We start from the raw sequence: 17,466 nt of genomic DNA on the forward strand, positions 1-17,466 counted from the left end.
CCTCCAGAATGGGAGCCCGTCCGGTCCGCGTCAGCTCGACATCTTGTCGATATCAAGGCGTAAAGTTGGACAACATGGCACTGACCCTCGCCGCACTGGCGGCCGAACGCCCGCTCGGCTTGCGGGTGCGGGCCGCCGAGGCCGGGCTCGAACGGCCGATCGGCTGGGTCCACCCCACCGAACTGACCGATCCGCAGGCCTTCCTCGAAGGCGGTGAACTGCTGCTGACCACCGGCCTCGCCCTCGACGAGACGACCTCGCCCGGATACGTCCGGCGGCTCGTCGACGCCGGCGTGGCGGGGCTCGGCTTCGGTGTCGGCCTCAGCCACGAAAGCATCCCGCGGTCCCTTGTGGACACCGCGGAGAAAGTCGGGCTCCCGGTGCTCGAAGTGCCGAGGAAGACGCCGTTCATCGCGATCACCCGCGCGGTCTCCCGCGCGGTCGCCGCCGACGAATACGCCTCGCTCGTCCGTACCGGCAAAGGGCAGCAGGAACTGACCAGGACGGCCGTCGGCAAGGGCGGACCCGGTGGCGTGGTGCGCAAACTGGCGAAGCTGGTGGACGGCTGGGTGCTCCTGCTCGACGCCGCGGGCACGGTCACCGAGGCTTCGTCGACGTCCGTGCGGCCGTACGCCGACGAAGTCCGGAAAGACCTCGCGCGACTGCGCGCGGGCACATTGGTGACGGTGGCGGGGGAGTACGAGGTCGTCTTGCAGACGCTCGACACCCGCGCCCGAGGTGTGCTCGCGGTCGGCACCCGTGAGCCGCTCGACGCCGCGGGACAGCACATCGTCAATACCGCGGTGTCGCTGCTCTCCCTTGCCCTGGAACAGAACCGTGAGCATGTCGGCGTTTTGCGACGGCTGCGGTCGGGAATGATCGACCTGCTCGCCGCCGGGCACACCGAACTCGCCACGCGCACGATGAAGTCGCTCTGGGGTGGTGTTCCGGAGGCGCCGTGGTCCGTGCTGGCCGTCGCCGGTCCCGCGGGCGCGCGCCGGTCGCTCGCCGACACGCTCGACGCCGAAGTGCCGGGGGAGACGATGTTCTTCGGCGAGTCCGGGGCGTTCGTGGTCGCGCTCGGCGACGTGGAAACCGTCACCAGGTCGGCGTCACGGACCGGCGGACTGCACGCCGGACTTTCCGAACCGGTGTCCATTGTGGACTTCCCCACCGCGCTTCGGCAGGCGAAGCAGGCGGCGGAAGCGGCGAAGGCCGAGCGCTCCCCGCTGGTCCGGTTCGCCGAACACGCCGGGCGCGGTTTCCTGGAAATGGTCGATGCGCAAGCGGCACAAGCCTTCGCGGACAGACTGCTGGCGCCGTTGCGGCAACACGACGAAACCGGCAGAGGTGCATTGGTCGCCTCTTTGACCTGCTGGCTCGAACACCACGGTCACTGGGATCTGGCGTCCGCGCGGCTCGGCGTGCACCGGCACACCTTGCGCAACCGCATGCGCAAGGTCGCCGAACTGACCGGCCGCGATCTCGATTCCCCCGGCGTGCGCGCCGAATTCTGGCTGGCGCTGCAGGTCAGCGCCCGGACCTGACCAAGGCGATCGGCGAGTCCCCGCAACGCCGCAGGCGCGTGCCGTTCTCCGTCATGACCGGCTCCGCGCCGGCGGACCACCAGGCCGGGACGTCGACCTCGCGCACCAGGGAACCGGTCGCCTGACGCGCGTTGTTCGACACGATCACCCGGCCTTGGGCGTTGACCAGTGCGGCGCGGCCGCCGAGTGCGCGCAGTTCCGGTTGCAGCAGACGCTCGACCTCCCGCACGTAGACGTCCGCGCCGACGACCCCCGCGAATTCTCCGTCGCGCTGTACGGGAACCGTGAAGGTCAACGTGTACTCGTCGGTGCAGAGGTAATCGACGTACGGGCCGTTGAGGTGGCGGCGGCCGGTGTCACGCGGGACGGTGAACCACGACTGCCGGGTGTAGTCCAGGAAGTTCTCACTGTCCGGATCGAGGCTGATGACCAGTTGCGCCGGTTCGGCGTCGCCGGTCTCGGTCCACCATGCGAAGCCGAATTCCTGATCCGCCAGCGCGTGCGGCGCGCTGACGAACCCGGCACCGACGACCAGGCCGCCGAGGACGTCGAAGACCCGCGGCCGGAGGCGGGGCAGATCTCCGGCGGTGGCATCGGCGGAGGCGGCCAGGAGCGCTTCGACGCCGGCCAGTACCGGCTTCAGCCGGCCGAAGACGTCCTCGACCAGGGCGGATACCTGTTCGACGACTTCGGAACCGGCGGACGGTGTGTCGTTCACGATGCTCACCTCGGATGCGCGGATGCCGCAGCTTAAGGGGCCGGAAGGGCTAGATGCACGCCCGCCAGCCGGTCTATCGCTTCGAGGATGTGCTCTTCGGTGAGCTTCCTGGCCAGCTCGCCCTCGCCCTGAGCGATGGCGGCGGCGATCGCGCGGTGTTCGGCGTAGGCGTTCTCGCGGGTGCCGTGCGGCTCGAGCGGTAACCACAGCAATCCGCCTCGTTCGCTCTGCAACTGCACTTCTTCCCTGGTCAGCCGCGGCGATTGGGCGGCCGCGGCGACTTCGAGATGGAACTGGCGCTCGGCACGCGATACCTCCGCGCCGGTGGCGGTGCGGAGGTCCTCGGTCGCGAGTTCGAGCCGCTCGATGTCCTCGGGCGAACTCCGCTCGGCGGCGAGCTTGGCCGCGGTGCCCGCGATGGCGAGGTAGTGATCGCCGACGTCACGAAGCTCGGACAGCGAAACCGTGCGAAGGCGCTCTCGCCACGAAGCGGCCGAAGGGTTGGCAGGCGTCTTCACGAAGCTTCCGCCGCCACGGCCGCGTCGCGTCTCTACGAGCCCCTGTTGCCGCAAGGCCACGAGTGCTTCGCGAACTGTCACCGTGGAGACGCCGAACTGGGCGGCCAGCTCGGCTTCGCTCGGCAACTGCTCCGAGTCGGCCAGCAGTCCGAGAGTGATGGCGTCGACCAGCCGCGTGGTGACCGCTTCCGCCCGGCCGATCTGGCCGAGCGGCGCGAACATCGCCGATCGCGCGCTGTGCGACATCCCCTTGCGCATGGTGGCCCTTCGCCCGTACCGCTACCCGATGGAACCAATCTTGCCCCATCGTTTTGTCATTCGATATCTGGACTTGAAGGTCTTGGCTCCCGCACCACCCCACAAGGGAGCAAGGGACCTTTGCTATCGCCTCACGCCCTCAAGCCCCTGGAGGTCTTATGCGGCAGTTGAAGCATTTCGTCGGCGGCGAGTGCACCGGGTCCACGTCGGGCCGAGTCGTCGATACCGTCACCAGCCGCCCGTAGGGCGCCGCCGCCTTCGAATCCTGACGCGACACCACGCCGGCTCGCACTACTGAAGATCGCCGACTCTGTTGAAGCACGCGGACGGCCTCGTCTTCGTCGAATCGGCGAACACCGGCAAGCCGATCGCGCTCACCGCGGCCGAGGAACCGCCGATGATCGTCGAGCGGTTGCGGTTCTTCGCGGGGGCCGCGCCTGTCCTCCAAGGACGGTCGGCGGGCGAGTACAGGGAAGGGCATACCTCTTTCGTCCGCCGCGAGCCGATCGGCGTGTGCGCGCGGGTTACGCCGTGGAACCATCCGCTCCGCATGGCGGTCTGGAAGATCGCCCCCGCGCTCGCCGCGGGGGCACACCGTGGCGCTCGAACCGGCCGACCCGACGCCCGCGAGGTATCCATCACCGGTTCCCTGCGTGCCGGGATCGACCTCGACATCCCAGCCGGCTCCGGCAGAACGACCGTGCTCCGCATGAATCATCGTCACGACGTTCACCCTCGGCACCGGCCTGGAAACCCTGCCGGTCTGGATCCTGAACAACCTGGCTCCGGTGACACGGCCTCCGGCGGGCAGCTGTGGACACGAAACGCCGGTGCGGCCTTCGCGGGCCGCACCGGCGTTCTCGAGTTCACTCAGTACCGACGGTCCACCACCGCGCCGGTCGCGGCCGTGAAGACGATGTAGCCGTTCTGGAAGTCACTGCGCTTGCCGCCGGGAACGTCGTACTCGCCACTGGTCGGGAAACCGAGATACGAGGTCTCCCAGCCGAGCTGCCGCCAACGATGGCGGATCGCGCCTCGGACATCGAAAGCACTGCTGGTGCCGAATCGCCAGTAGATCGAGTGTTCCTCATTCCCCTTGCGGAAGTGGTTGTATTTCCCGGTGCCGTTCGGCGTCCAGGTCTCGTCGGTGGTCGGATAGCCGAGCCCGTTCTCCCAGCCGACGGCGGCCCAGCGTTCACGGATCCAGCCGTGGACCTCGTAAGCACCCGTCGACGGCGTCCAGTAGATCGAACCGACCCGGCTGAAATGGTTGTACCTGCCCACACCGTCCGGGGTGCCGGTCTCGTCCGTCGTCGGGTAGCCGAAGTACTTCTCCCACCCGAGCGCTTTCCACTTGTCCCGGATCGCGCCCAGCACGAAATGCGCTCCGGTCTCCGCCGTCCAGTAGATCGACGAATCGACGAAGTGGCTGTACCGGCCGACGCCGTCCGGAGTCGTCGCCTGGTCGGTGGTCGGGTGGCCGAGCACACCGGCTTCCGCGCCGGTCTCGATCCACTTGTCACGGAGGGGGCCGTAGATCACGACCGCGCCGGGATCGGGTGTCCAGTAGATCGTCGCGGCACCGGTCGCCGGCCCGCCTGCGAAGTGGCTGAACCGTCCATTGCCCGCTTTGCCAGGGAATTCGTCCGCGCTCGGAGCGCCGAGGAAGGCATGCGCGCCCAAGGCGGTGTACTTGTCGTGGATCCGGCCGTAGACGGCTGTCACGCCGGTTTGCCCGGTCCAGTAGAGCCGGCCGTTGGCATAGGCCTGCCAGCGTCCTGGAGTTTCGATGACTTCGCGCCCGACAGCGGCACCCAGCGTCGCGCGCAGGGCGGCCTCCTCCGAGTAACGCTTCTCGCTGGGAGACAGGTAGTCCGCGCGAAGGGTGAGTTCCCCACGGGGCATCCGGATCTCTCTTTGGGTATCGGTGTTGAAGCTGTCCGCCCACCGGTGGAATCCCGCTCCGTCGAGCGCGGTGTACGGCGCCGAAATCTTCAGCGGGGAGCCGACGGTCACCAGCCGGTTCGCGCTCCGACCCGGTTCGACGGTGAGCTGGGCCGGATGCGAGCCGACGACCGTGAGCCGGGAGAGGCGCGGCTGGGCCACATATCGCGCCTTGGCCACGACGTTGCGGCTGTTCGTCACTGTTCCGGTGATCACGAGGCTGCTGTCGGTCTCCTCCGGGAATTCGACCTTGAGTGTCGACCCGGTGCCGTGACGGACCACACTGGTCGTGCAGCCGCTGTCCGCGGGGCAGCGTCGTTGCTCCGCCTTCCAGCTGACGGTGATCGGACCGTCGATGGGGTCGTCCGATTCCGCCGGCAGAACGACGGTTTCCCGCGAGGAGAACACCGTGCCCTGGATCGGGGGAATCAGGGTGACCGTCGGACCTGCCATACCGGGGGTGATCGTCTGGGTCGAACTGGCCACGACACCGTGGATGTCCTTCACGGTCAGGGTGGCGGTCGTCGTGTCTTCGGAGTCGTAGGTGTGCTGGGCGGTGCGGCCATCTCCTCTTCCGCCATCACCGAAGTCCCACTGATAGGTGAGATCGTCGAGGTCCGGGTCCGTGGACAGACTCGCGTCGAACGAGACCGTGCGCGTGGTGGGATCAGTCGTGGCGGTGAAGTCCGCCACCGGGGCCTTGTTGGCTGGACGGTAACTCAGCCGCCGCAGCGCCGAGCTGTCCGCGTCGGCCACCACGATGTCCCCGTTGGGCGCTGTCACGATCGAGACAGGGTTGCCGAGCGCGGAGGCGAAGAGGGTAGGTGACTCCACCGTTTCCGCCGCGTCGTTGAATCTCAAGGTCGACACGGTCCCCGCGCCTTTGTCGGCCACGAAGTGGCTTTCGCGGTACGCCTCGGGATACGACTCTCCGCTGTAGCGGACGCCACCGCTGACCGCGCCGCCGCCACTCTGGCCGATCTCGAACTTCGGCGCTGTGTTCGTCACACCGGTGCACTCGGGAAGGTCCTGATAACCAGACGTCCTGGAATTCCCTTCCCAGCAGGGCCATTTCGCGCTCTGCCCGGGAAACGCGATGTTCAGCTCGTGAGGCGTGCCCCGGCCGGTGTCCGTGACGAGCACTCCGCCCCGCGGGTCGAGTGCGACACGGGGATCCCGCAGGCCGCTGAGATAGTTGCGGCTTCGCCACGAGGCGCGGTGCGAGGGGTCGTAAAACGGATTGTCCGCGACACCGAGTCCGCTCGGATCCACCCGCAGGATCTTGCCGGTCGGGTGGTCCGGGTCCAGTGCGCGCAAGGCGAACCTGTCGACGGCGTCGTCAGTGGCGTTGTCCCCGACCGCGATCCAGAGGGACCTGCCGGTCGGGTCCACGGCGAGGTCCTGGATACCCCGGCCCGCGGAGTTCGCCTCGAATTCGAGCACCACCGATTCGGCGGCGAGCCCCGTCGGCGCGTCCGTTCCCTGTGCCTGCCACTTGCTGACCCGGAGAATTCGCCCGGTGGAACCGCCGGAGACCGCTTGCGCGGTGTAGATCGTCCGGCTGGTGGCGTAGTCCGGGGCCACCGCGACGCTCGTCAAGCCGAGTGATCCCCCGGAATGGACGGGGATCGAAGCGACTTCGTTCGACTGGCCGTTCTTCGACGTCCAGCGTACGGAGCCCTGCTTGCCGGTGGTGAGGATGCCGCCGTCCGGCAGAGCGGCCGCGTCGGTGAGCTCTCCGGATGGCTGTCCGGTCGGTGTGCCGGTCACCACGAATCCGGACGGAAGTATCGGTGTGGCTAGGGCGACAGGTGCCGTGACGGCGGTGACGCCGAGCGCGGTCAAGACGGCCGCCGCAGCGGCGATGGATCTTCGGTTACGCATCGGACCTGCTTTCTTCGGACGAAGAGAGCGTCCGGTTGGCGTGATCGCGCAGGCCGAAGTAAGAGTGTGTCGTGGCCACGGCGTGTTGCTACGCGACGATCAAGACACCCGGATCCCCCCAAGGACGATGATCAAGGGGAACGCTATTGGGCTCGACCCGGCTTGTCATCGGCCATTCGCACGCCGAGTCAGCGCCGTCGGAACGAATCCGTCGCTTCTCGAAGCGCTGCCAGCATCCCCGGATCCGTCACCGCGTGCCCCGCCGCCTCCACCAGCTCCAGCCTCGAATCCGGCCAAGCCCGGTGCAGCTCGAAAGCCGTCACCGGCGGGCACACCGCGTCGTACCGCCCCTGCACGATCACGCCAGGAATCCCGGTGAGCTTCCCGGCTTCCCGAATCAGCTGCCCTTCCTCGAGCCACGCGACATGGCAGAAGTAGTGCAGCGCCAGCCGGGCGAAGGTGACAGCGAAGTCCGGCGACGCGTACTGGTTGTGGAAAGCCGGATCCGGGCGCAGGCAGACGATCGCGCCTTCCCAGATGCTCCAAGCGATCGCGGCACGCTCCCGGATCGCCCGATCGGGGTGATAGACGAGTTCGCGGTACGCCGATAGGGGGTCGTCGCGGCGGTCCTCGGGTATCGGCGCGAGGAAGGCTTCCCACTCCCGAGGGAAGAGGTTCGCGGCGCCGCCGTTGTAGATCCAGTCGAGTTCGCCGCGGCGGACGGTGAAGACGCCGCGCAGGATGATCTCGCTGACGCGGCTCGGGTGGGTTTCGGCGTAGGCCAGGGCGAGGGTCGCGCCCCACGAGCCGCCGAAGAGCTGCCACTGGTCGAGATTCAGCCGTTCGCGCAGCTTTTCCATGTCCGACACGAGGTGCCAGAGGGTGTTGGCCGACAGGTCGACGTCCGGCGCGCCGATGTGCGGAGTGCTGCGGCCGGCGCCGCGCTGGTCGAACAGGATGATCCGATAGGCCTCGGGGTCGAAGTGCCGCCGGGACATGGGGGAGACGCCGCTGCCAGGGCCTCCGTGCAGGACGACCACGGGTTTGCCGTTCGGATTCCCGGCTTCCTGGCAGTAGATCCGGTGCCCGTCGCCGACCTCGAGCATGCCCTCGGCGCGCACGTGGATCGGCGGGTACAGGTCATCCATGAGGACACTCTGCCCGAATCGGCGAGTGTCCGAAGGGTGGGGGCCCGCCCCCGCCGCCGGGCTGAGCGGGCCCCCGGTCTTCGGTCGCGTCAGCAGCCCGCCGTGGCGGCCACGTTCGCGAATCCCTTCCCGGCACCGGTCACCTTGTTGCTCGCGCAGACCTTGTTTCCCGTCGCGGCCTTCACGAGATAGAAGCCGTAAGCGTAGGGGGACCGCACGTCCGCGGTGTTGCCGGAGAAGGTGTTGCCGCGGCCCCAGCCGTCCAGCTGCACATGGACCTCGAAGCCGCCGTAGGTCGCGTCGTGCACGAAGACCTTGCTGCCCCGGTTGTCCGCGACCAGGTAGTTGTTGCCCTTCATGTCCACCCAGCTGTCGGCGAAATGCTCGCCGCTCTGCCCGGTCCCGTCGAAGACGTTGCCGCGCAGTTCGCCGCCAGTGGTGCCTTCCTTGATGTCGATCGACTCGGCCCGCACGTTCGGGCCGATCTTGTTGTTCAGTGCCTTGTTGCGGTCGCTCCGGTCCGGCGTGCCCCCGGGCCAGTTGCCCTTCGCGGAACCGAAATAGATGCCTTCGCCGTAGCCCGCGTACTCGCGGCCGGTGTCGGTCACCTCGGAGTTCTTCACGACGTTGTCGGTGCTCGTGTACTGGAAATGGATGCCTTCGTGGCCGACGCCGGTGACCTTGAGGCCGTCGACGACGGTGTTCTTGACGCCCGTCGCCATCAGGCCCTTCTGTCCACCGGTGAGGGTGAAGCCGGTCAGATTCCAGTAACTGCCGGTGAGCTCGAGCGTGCGTCCCGCCGACGCCTTGATGACCGCGCTTCGCGGACCCTTCAGGGTGATACGGCTGCCGGAAGTCCCGCTCTTCGCTGCCTTGAAGTTACCCGCGAAGGTCGTGTCGGCCGCGAGTTCGATGACGGTGCCCGGAGTGACCGAAGCAAGCGCCGCCGTCAGCTGCTCCGAAGTCCTTACGCGGATCGTCGCGGCCTGTGCGGGGTACGCCGCCAGCGTCAACAGCAGTGCGGCACCGGTCGCCAGGGCCAGAACACGCATCCGTGGTCCTCCTCGTCGAGGGATCGAAGCTCGGTCGTGGCGGCGACGGCTAGACGTTAAGCCTCTTTACGAACCTCCGTCAAGAACATGACTGAAGTTCACATACATGAACATTAAAGGAGGGTCCTCCCGCGGGGCTTACCCGAAAAGCGAGCAAGGGACCTTTGCTATCGCCCTCCTCAGCGGGAGTGATAGCAAAGATCCCTTGCTCTCTTTTCGCAGGTCAGAGTCGGTCAGTCGTGGAACGAGTGCTCCGGAGCCGGGAACTCGCCTCGCCGGACATCCTCCGCGAACGCCGACGCGGCCCCGGTCAGCACGCCGGCGAGGTCGGCGTATTTCTTCACGAAGCGAGGGGTTTTGCCGCGTCGAAGCCCGGCCATGTCCTGCCAGACGAGCACCTGCGCGTCGCAGTCCGGCCCCGCGCCGATGCCGACGGTCGGGATCTTCAGCTCGTGCGTGATCCGCTTCGCCGCTTCGGCGGGCACCATCTCCATGACGACCGCGAAGGCGCCGGCCTCCTCCAGGGCAAGCGCGTCGGCGAGCAGCGCTTCGGCCGCTTCGCCGCGTCCCTGCACCCGGTAGCCGCCGAGATTGTGTTCACTCTGCGGCGTGAATCCGATATGCCCCATCACGGGGACACCGGCCGACGTCAGCGCCTCGACGTGCGGAGCGAATTTCCGTCCGCCTTCGAGTTTCACCGCGTGCGCACGGCCTTCCTTCATGAACCGCACCGACGTCTCCAGCGCCTGCTGCGGCGAAAGCTGGTACGAGCCGAACGGCAGATCGGCCACGACCAGTGCCCGCTTCACCGACCGGGTCACCGCGCGGACCAGCGGAAGCAGTTCCTCCACGGTCACCGGAAGCGAAGTGTCATAACCGAAGACGTTGTTCGACGCGGAGTCCCCGACGAGCAGCACGGGAATGCCCACTTCGTCGAACAGTGCGGCGGTGTACATGTCGTAGGCGGTGAGCATCGGCCAGGCTTCGCCGCGCTCCTTCATGTCGCGAAGGTGATGTACGCGGACTTTCTTCCCAGATGTGGCCTGGGGCGCCGCGCCGGTTCCGTACGGGGCGGCGAGTTCGCCGGAATCCTTTTCGGTGGCAGACATCCTTGTCGACCGTCCTTCCCTCGAGGCCTCGAAGAGGTCCCCGGGTCGTGGAGCTGAACAAGACAAAGCGTGACAGGTGGAGATACCCCTCCCAAGGTCCTGCGACCAGCTTCACACCGCGTCCTCACGCCTGCGGATGAGGAATTTCGAACCAGAGGATGATGATCGTTGACAACCACACGGGGTTGTGTGACGTCAAGTAAGAACAGCTGTCGATCACCTGTGTGTACCGCGAAGGACCAGAATGGGAAACCCAGTGAGCCGAGTATCGCCGTGGAAGGCGAGGGCCGGCGGAATCGTCGCCACCCTCGTGCAGCTCGCGGCCGTGTTCTCGGTGATCCTCCTGCTCGTCGGCGGCGTGAAGGGGCCGGTGCTCAGGACGGGCGACGTCGCCTTCTCGGCACTGAGCATCCCGACGAACGCGAGTCTCGTGATCGTTCTGCTGCTCGTCGTCCTCGGCGCCGCGCTTCGCCGCCGCAAACGGGCGGCGCTCTACACGCTGCTGCTGTTCCAGGTCGGTGGCCTGGCGGTGACGCTGGCCTTCCAAGCGGCCCTGCTGTGGTGGCCTGAGCTGCTGAAACTGGGGCCGTGGCAGGTGCGGCACATCCCGCACCAGGTGTGGGTGCTGGCCATCGCCGACCTGATCTCGATCGGCATGATCGTTCTACTCTGGATTCTGCGTCCCGCGTTCCCCGCCCGGCTCGCGCCGGGCGCCTGGCGCGACGGCTTCACCGTCCTTTTCGGCGGTTTGGCCGCGGTCATTCTCGTCGGCTGGGGCTTGAGCGAGGCCTTCCCCGGCCGTCTCGCCGACACCTGGGCGCGGTTCGCCTGGGTCGTCAACCACACGACCGGTGAGAACATCCAGTTGCGCCGGGTCGGCATCGGCGAAGGACCGGCCTGGCTCGATCTCGTGCTCGACCTCAGCGCGACGGCCGTCGCGACGGCGGCGTTGTACACGCTGTTCCGCGGCGTGCGCAGCCGTCGCTTGAGGACAGACGAAGAGGAACTGCGCGTACGTCGCCTTCTGGCCGAACACGGCGAAGACGACTCTCTGGGCTATTTCGCCACCAGGCGCGAGAAGAGTGTCGTCTTCTCGCCCAACGGCCGCGCCGCCGTGGCCTATCGCGTGCTCGCGGGCACCAGTGTCGCGAGCGCGGATCCCCTCGGTGATCCCGACGCCTGGCCCGACGCGGTCCGCGCCTGGCTGAACGAGGCACGCACCTACGGCTGGACCCCCGGCGTGCTCGGTGCGAGCGAACGCGGCGCGAAGGTCTACGCCGACGCGGGTCTGCGCGCGCTGGAAATCGGTGACGAAGCGGTCCTCGACGTCCGTGACTTCACTCTCGCCGGGCCGGAACGGCGTTCGGTCCGCCAAGCGGTCAAACGGATCGAACGGGCCGGATACACCACGAAAGTCCGGCGGCACAGTGAAATCCCGCCCGATGAAATGGCGAAGCTGTTGCTGCACGCGCAGCAGTGGCGTGGCGCGGAGACCGAACGCGGGTTCTCGATGGCGCTCGGCAGGCTCGGTGATCCGAGCGACGGCCGCAGCGTGATGGTGGAGGCGTACGACGCCAAGGGCGAGCTTCGCGGCATGCTGTCGTTCGTGCCCTGGGGCCGTCGCGGGTTGTCTCTCGATCTGATGCGGCGCGACCGTGACGCCGAGAACGGGCTCAACGAATACATGGTGGCCGAGGTCGTGGCGGCCAGCTCCCGGCTTGGCGCACAACGGATTTCACTGAACTTCGCGATGTTCCGCGCGGTCTTCTCCGAAGGGGAGCGAATCGGCGCGGGTCCGGTGCTGCGCGCGTGGCGCGGCGTGCTCAGCATGGCGTCGCGGTTCTTCCAGCTGGAATCGCTCTACCGGTCCAACGCCAAGTACGGCCCGGACTGGGAGCCGCGGTTCCTGTGCTACTCCTCGGCTCGACGGCTGCCGCGGGTCGGCATCGTCGCCGGCGCACTCGAAGGATTCGTCCCCACCGGACGCTCCGCACGGGCGCTGAAACTGGAGACGGTCACCGACGAATTCGTGGCCGAGGTCCGCCGCATCGAAGCGAACGCGGCCACACCCGCGCCGAAACAGGTGCGGCGGCCTGATCAGGTCCGGGTGCGGATGGCGAAGCTGGATCGCTTGCGGGAAGCCGGGATCGACCCCTATCCGGTCGGTTTCGCCCGGGAGGATCTGCTCGGTGATGTCGTCTTGAAGTTCGGCGACCTGAGCCCGGACACCCACACCGGTCATCGGGTCCGCGTCGCGGGCCGGGTGCTCGCGATGCGCAACCTCGGCGGACTCTGCTTCGCGCGGGTCAAGGATTTCAGCGGCGAGATCCAGCTGATGCTCGACGCCTCCGTGCTCGACCTCGGCGGCTGGCGCCGGGGCGTCGATCTCGGCGACCACGTCGGCGTGAGCGGCCAGGTGATGACGTCGCGACGCGGTGAGCTGTCGGTGCTCGTCGATGAATGGACCGTCACGGCGAAGAGCCTGCATCCGCTGCCGGACAAGCGAAAAGGCCTCACCGATCCGGAGACACGGGTTCGGCAGCGCTACCTCGACCTCGCGGTGAACCCGGATTCGACGGCGATGCTGCGCATGCGCTCGACCGTGGTGCGCGCCGTGCGGGAACGGCTGCACCAGGGTGACTACCTCGAAGTCGAGACCCCCATGCTGCAGACCGTGCACGGCGGCGCCAACGCCCGCCCGTTCATCACGCACATCAATGCCTACGACATGCGAATGTATCTGCGGATCGCCCCGGAGCTCTATCTGAAGCGGCTGTGCGTGGCCGGGGTCGAGCGCGTTTTCGAACTGAACCGGAACTTCCGCAATGAAGGCGTCGACGCGACGCACAATCCAGAATTCACCATGCTGGAGGCGTACCAGGCGTACGCCGACTACAACACGATGCGGACGCTGACGCGGGAACTCGTGCAGTGCGCCGCCGAAGCCGCGTACGGCGCGCAGGTCGTTCGCCGTCCGGGACCGGACGGGACGGTCGTCGAATACGACATCTCCGGTGACTGGCCGGTGATCCCGGTTCACGAAGCCGTCTCGGCGGTGCTCGGGGAGAAGATCGACGCGGGCACCTCGGTCGCCGAACTCCAGCGGTTCTGCCGTGCGGCGGGAGTGCCGGTGAACGAGGAGGCCGGGCACGGCGATCTCGTGCTGAAGGCGCACGAGCATCTGGTCGAAGGCGCGACCGTACTGCCGACGTTCTACACCGATTATCCGACCGACGTCTCGCCGCTGACCCGGCAGCATCGCGTCGACCCACGGCTGGCCGAGCGCTGGGACCTCATCGCGTTCGGCTCCGAGGTCGGCACGGCCTACACCGAGCTGACCGATCCGCTCGAACAGCGGCGGCGGCTGGAGGCCCAGTCGCTGCGCGCGGCGAGCGGAGACGTCGAGGCGATGGAACTGGACGAGGACTTCCTGCTCGCGCTCGAACACGGCATGCCGCCGACCGGCGGGCTCGGCATCGGCGTCGACCGGCTGCTGATGATGCTGACCGGGGCGTCGATCCGGCAGACGGTGCTGTTCCCGTTCGTGCGGCCGCAGGGCTAGCGGGGGAGCAAGGGACCTTTGCTATCACTTCTCCCGACGTCGGGAGAAGTGATAGCAAAGGTCCCTTGCTCTCTTCCTGGCCGAATCACCGCAAAAGGCCGGTGCCGGATGCCATGATCCCCTTCCCGACGGAAGGAGCCACCATGGCTGGAAACGTTCCCCCGGTCGCCGACGAGCGCGAAGGTCTCCTCGCGTACCTCGAGCAGCAGCGCCACGTCCTGCGGATCGCGGCGCACGGCCTCACCGAAGAACAGGCCAGAGCCGTCCCGACCAAAAGCTCGCTGAGCGTCGGTGGCCTGGTCAAGCACACCGCGACCGTCGAAGACGGCTGGATCGACATCCTTCTCCAGAAGCCCTCGAAGCCGATGGACGAGACGATGAAGGAATACGAAGCCGGGTACGTGATGACGCCGGACGAGACGGTCGAAAGCGTCCTCGCGCGCTACGACGAGGTCGCCCGCCGCACCGCGGACGTCATCGCCGGTGTCGCCGATCTCGGCCAGCCGGTCCCGGTGCCGAAGGGCGTGCCCTGGTACCCGCAGGACGTCGACGCTTGGTCGGTCCGCTGGGTGCTGCTCCACCTCATCGAAGAGACCGCGCGGCACGCCGGGCACGCCGACATCATCCGCGAGCACATCGACGGCGCGACGGCGATCCCGCTGATGGCTGCCGCGGAAGGCTGGCCGGAGACGCCTTGGCTCAAGCCCTGGTCGCCGGCCCAAGACGACTAGCACACCAAACGCCTAGAACAACGTCGGTTCGTCCGCCAATGCGCCTTCGATGACCAGCATCCGGCGCTTGGTGGCGACCCCTCCGCGCGCGGAGAACCCACCGTCCTTGCCGCCCGCGGCAAGGACGCGGTGGCACGGCACGATGATCGGAAACGGGTTCCGGCCCATCGCCTGCCCCACGGCCTGCGCGCCGCCTGGCACGCCGAGGATGTTCGCGACGTCGCCGTACGTCAGCGTCTTTCCTGCGGGGATCGTCCGGATGAACTCGTAGACCCGGTGCTGGAACTCCGGCACGCCCCCGTAGTCGAGCGCGATGCCGGTGAGGTCGGTGCGCTTGCCGCCCATCAACGAGACGATGTCGTCGATCGCTTTCTGGATCACCTCCGGTGGTGGGGATTCGGTGGCTTCGGGAAGGCGCGCGGTCAGTCGCGCCCTCGCCTCTTCTTCACTGCCCTCGGGGAGCTGGACCGCGACGACCCCGCGTTCGCTCCACGCGATGCCGCAGTCGCCGATCGCGGTGCCGAACACGGCGTAGCCCGGTGCCGTCATGTACCCAGGATACGAGAGCGGTCCGACAGTTTCGGGTTCACCGCCATGCCGCGGTGCCGCCGGAGCGTCCGCTGCGGTAGGAGTATGGGCATGAGCGACCTCGTGCTTGATCACCTCGTGTACGCCGGGCCGGACCTCGAAGAGGCCGTCGCGCGCGTCGCCGAGCTGACCGGCGTCACGCCTGTACGCGGCGGAAGGCATATCGGTTTCGGTACGGCCAATCATCTGGCCGATCTGGGTGCCGGTGCCTATCTCGAGGTGGTCGGCCCCGACCCGGATCAGCCCGAGCACGTCGGACCACGTCCCTTCGGCGTCGACGAGCTGACCGCGCCCGCCCTGGTCAACTGGGCTGCGCGTGTCGAAGGCATCGACGAGGCGATCGCCGAAGCCCGCCGACGCGGCTACGACCCGGGCGACGCGTCCGAGATGTCGCGCACCACAGAGGACGGCGAACTGCTGACCTGGCGGCTCACCGACGCGGGCGGTCTCGGCGGGCTCGCGCCGTTTCTCATCGACTGGGGGAGCACCCCGCATCCGACGACACGGGACCTGCCGTCCATTCCGCTGCTCATGGTCACCGGCGTCCACCCCGAGCCGGCCGCGGTCGAATCCGCGGTCCGCGCGCTCGGGATGGACATGCTCGTCCGGCGTGACGAGAAGCCCGGCCTGGTGGCCGTGCTGACGAACTCAGCCGGGAAGCAGATCGCGTTGAGCTGAGCGGGTCACGACAGTGCCCTCTCGCCAGCCGTTCGTCATCGGCAGCCGCCGGTCCCGCCCGAACGCCTTGAACGTGATCTTGGTGCCCGGCGGGTACTGGCGGCGCTTGTACTCGGCCCTGTCGACCATTCGCACCACGCGGTCGATGGTCTCCGGCTCGAAGCCCGCGTCGACCAGGTCGACGTAACCCCGGTCCCCCTCGATGTAATCGTCGAGAATGTCGTCGAGCATCAGGTAGTCGGGCAGCGAGTCGCTGTCCAGCTGCCCCGGCCGCAGCTCGGCGGACGGCGGTTTGGTGATCGAGTTCTCCGGGATCGGCGGGGTTTCGCCGTTCTTCTCGGCTTCCGCGTTGCGCCACTTGGCCAGATGCCAGACGTGTGTCTTGAACAGGTCCTTGATCGGTGCGAAGGCCCCGACGGCGTCGCCGTAGATCGTCGAGTAGCCGACGGCGAGTTCGGTCTTGTTACCGGTGGCGAGCACCAGGTGACCGTCCTGGTTGGACAGTGCCATCAGCAGCATGCCGCGGACACGGGCCTGGATGTTCTCCTCGGCGAGGCCGGTCAGCTGGAGCTGCTCGACATAGACCTTGACCATGTCCGCGATCGGCTCGACGCGGTAGTGCGCGCCGATCCGGCGGGCGAGGTCCTCGGCGTCACCCTTCGAGTGCTCCGAGGAGTACTCCGAAGGCATCGAAACGCCGTAAACGTTGTCGCCCCCCAGCGCGTCGGCGGCCAGCGCCGCCACGACGGCCGAGTCGATGCCGCCGGAGAAGCCGAACGTCACCGACGAGAAGCCGTTCTTGTGCACGTAGTCGCGCAGGCCGACGACGAGCGCGTGCCACACCTCCGCCTCGTCCGACAGCGGCTCGCTGATCGAGGATCCGCCGCTCGCGCTGTACGCCGGAACCGGGTCCTCGCTGAGTACGCGGCGCTTCACCCGGAGACCCTCGAACTCGCCCTCGGCGGTGTGCCCACCCGACTCGAGGTCCGTGTCGACGACGAGCAGGTGCTCGACGAACTGCGGCGCGCGTGCCAGCAGCCGGCCGTCCGCGCCGACCACGATCGAGTCGCCGTCGAAAACGAGGTCGTCCTGCCCGCCGATCTGGTTCGTGTACACCAGCGGCGCGCCGGCCTCGGCCGCGCGGCGGGCGATGAGCGGTAGACGGATGTCGTCCTTCGCGCGCTCGTAAGGCGAAGCGTTGGGCGCGACCACGAGGTCCACTCCGGCCTCGCCCAGTGCGGAGATCGGGCCGCCGTCCTGCCAGACGTCCTCGCAGATCACCATGCCGACGTCGACACCGTGAAAGCGGACGACCTCGAGGTCGTGGCCCGGCTTGAACCAACGGTGCTCGTCGAAGACGCCGTAGTTGGGCAGGTGGTGCTTGAACTGGCGGGCGACCACTTCGCCGCGGTACAGCGCGGCCGCCGCGTCGCGCGGGCCTGCCTCGTCCAGGTCGAGGTACCCGATATAGGTGAGCACCTCGCCGCATCCGGCGTCTTCGAGCCGCTTGGCGAGCGCTTCGACCATCTGCTTCGAGGCGGACGCGAAGGTCGGGCGGAGAGAGAGGTCCTCGACGGGGTAACCGGTGAGGGACATCTCCGGGAAGACGACGATGTGGGCGCCTGCTTCGGCGGCTTTACGAGTCCACGCGACGGTGAGCTCGGCGTTGCCTTCGAGGTCCCCGACGGTGGTGTTGACCTGGGCCAGTGCGATGCGCAGTTGCGGCATG

At 67.8% G+C, this 17,466-nt stretch carries 13 protein-coding genes; 5 read left to right on the plus strand and 8 right to left on the minus strand.

All coding sequences use genetic code 11. The annotated features are described in order from the left end of the window. The first annotated feature begins 74 nt into the window (after window positions 1–74). Window positions 75–1,547: a PucR family transcriptional regulator gene (locus tag P3102_RS05570; RefSeq protein ID WP_276367086.1), complete on the plus strand. Its 1,473-nt coding sequence runs from the start codon at window positions 75–77 to the stop codon at window positions 1,545–1,547. Here P3102_RS05570 and P3102_RS05575 read toward each other — a convergent pair. Both P3102_RS05575 and P3102_RS05580 read right to left on the minus strand, forming a co-directional pair. Then, window positions 1,531–2,265 carry a cache domain-containing protein gene (locus P3102_RS05575; RefSeq protein WP_276367088.1) on the minus strand — a complete coding sequence of 245 codons (735 nt, stop codon included), beginning with the start codon at window positions 2,263–2,265 and terminating at the stop codon, window positions 1,531–1,533. The genes P3102_RS05570 and P3102_RS05575 overlap by 17 nt on opposite strands. A 32-nt stretch (window positions 2,266–2,297) precedes the next feature. Continuing rightward, window positions 2,298–3,041 carry an FCD domain-containing protein gene (locus P3102_RS05580; protein ID WP_276367089.1) on the minus strand — a complete coding sequence of 248 codons (744 nt, stop codon included), beginning with the start codon at window positions 3,039–3,041 and terminating at the stop codon, window positions 2,298–2,300. Between the two features lie 313 nt (window positions 3,042–3,354). Between P3102_RS05580 and P3102_RS05585 the strand changes: the two genes are divergently transcribed. Beyond that, entirely contained in the window at window positions 3,355–3,963 is a 609-nt protein-coding gene (locus P3102_RS05585; RefSeq protein WP_276367091.1) for an aldehyde dehydrogenase family protein, read from the plus strand. Here P3102_RS05585 and P3102_RS05590 read toward each other — a convergent pair. From P3102_RS05590 to panB, 4 genes are all read right to left on the minus strand, one after another. Beyond that, window positions 3,912–6,869, minus strand: a complete 2,958-nt coding sequence (locus P3102_RS05590) for a PQQ-dependent sugar dehydrogenase (RefSeq protein ID WP_276367092.1) — start codon at window positions 6,867–6,869, stop codon at window positions 3,912–3,914. The two genes, P3102_RS05585 and P3102_RS05590, sit on opposite strands and share 52 nt — an antisense overlap. Window positions 6,870–7,057: 188 nt before the next feature. Next, on the minus strand, window positions 7,058–8,017 hold the full coding sequence (pip, locus tag P3102_RS05595; protein WP_276367094.1) for a prolyl aminopeptidase: 960 nt from the start codon (window positions 8,015–8,017) through the stop codon (window positions 7,058–7,060). A gap of 89 nt (window positions 8,018–8,106) precedes the next feature. Further along, window positions 8,107–9,069, minus strand: a complete 963-nt coding sequence (locus P3102_RS05600) for a right-handed parallel beta-helix repeat-containing protein (RefSeq protein ID WP_276367097.1) — start codon at window positions 9,067–9,069, stop codon at window positions 8,107–8,109. A gap of 233 nt (window positions 9,070–9,302) precedes the next feature. Next, entirely contained in the window at window positions 9,303–10,178 is an 876-nt protein-coding gene (gene panB / locus P3102_RS05605; RefSeq protein ID WP_276367099.1) for a 3-methyl-2-oxobutanoate hydroxymethyltransferase, read from the minus strand. A gap of 244 nt (window positions 10,179–10,422) precedes the next feature. Between panB and lysX the strand changes: the two genes are divergently transcribed. Continuing rightward, window positions 10,423–13,740 (plus strand): bifunctional lysylphosphatidylglycerol synthetase/lysine--tRNA ligase LysX, encoded by a 3,318-nt coding sequence (lysX, locus tag P3102_RS05610; RefSeq protein ID WP_276367100.1) that lies wholly within the window; start codon window positions 10,423–10,425, stop codon window positions 13,738–13,740. Window positions 13,741–13,883: 143 nt separating this feature from the next. After that, a complete protein-coding gene (locus P3102_RS05615) occupies window positions 13,884–14,471 on the plus strand; it encodes a DinB family protein (RefSeq protein WP_276367102.1) in 588 nt (195 codons plus the stop codon). A gap of 12 nt (window positions 14,472–14,483) precedes the next feature. On the opposite strand, the gene P3102_RS05620 is transcribed toward P3102_RS05615, so the two are convergent. Further along, a complete protein-coding gene (locus P3102_RS05620; RefSeq protein ID WP_276367105.1) occupies window positions 14,484–15,020 on the minus strand; it encodes a methylated-DNA--[protein]-cysteine S-methyltransferase in 537 nt (178 codons plus the stop codon). Between the two features lie 90 nt (window positions 15,021–15,110). Here P3102_RS05620 and P3102_RS05625 point away from each other — a divergent pair, with 90 nt between their 5' ends. Continuing rightward, entirely contained in the window at window positions 15,111–15,737 is a 627-nt protein-coding gene (locus P3102_RS05625; RefSeq protein ID WP_276367107.1) for a VOC family protein, read from the plus strand. Here the strand turns inward: P3102_RS05625 and P3102_RS05630 are convergent. Then, complete coding sequence (locus tag P3102_RS05630) at window positions 15,708–17,465, minus strand: NAD+ synthase (protein WP_276367108.1); 1,758 nt, start codon at window positions 17,463–17,465, stop codon at window positions 15,708–15,710. The genes P3102_RS05625 and P3102_RS05630 overlap by 30 nt on opposite strands. Window position 17,466: the final 1 nt, after the last annotated feature.

It is taken from the genome of Amycolatopsis sp. QT-25 (assembly GCF_029369745.1).
In the GTDB taxonomy this organism is placed as follows: domain Bacteria; phylum Actinomycetota; class Actinomycetes; order Mycobacteriales; family Pseudonocardiaceae; genus Amycolatopsis.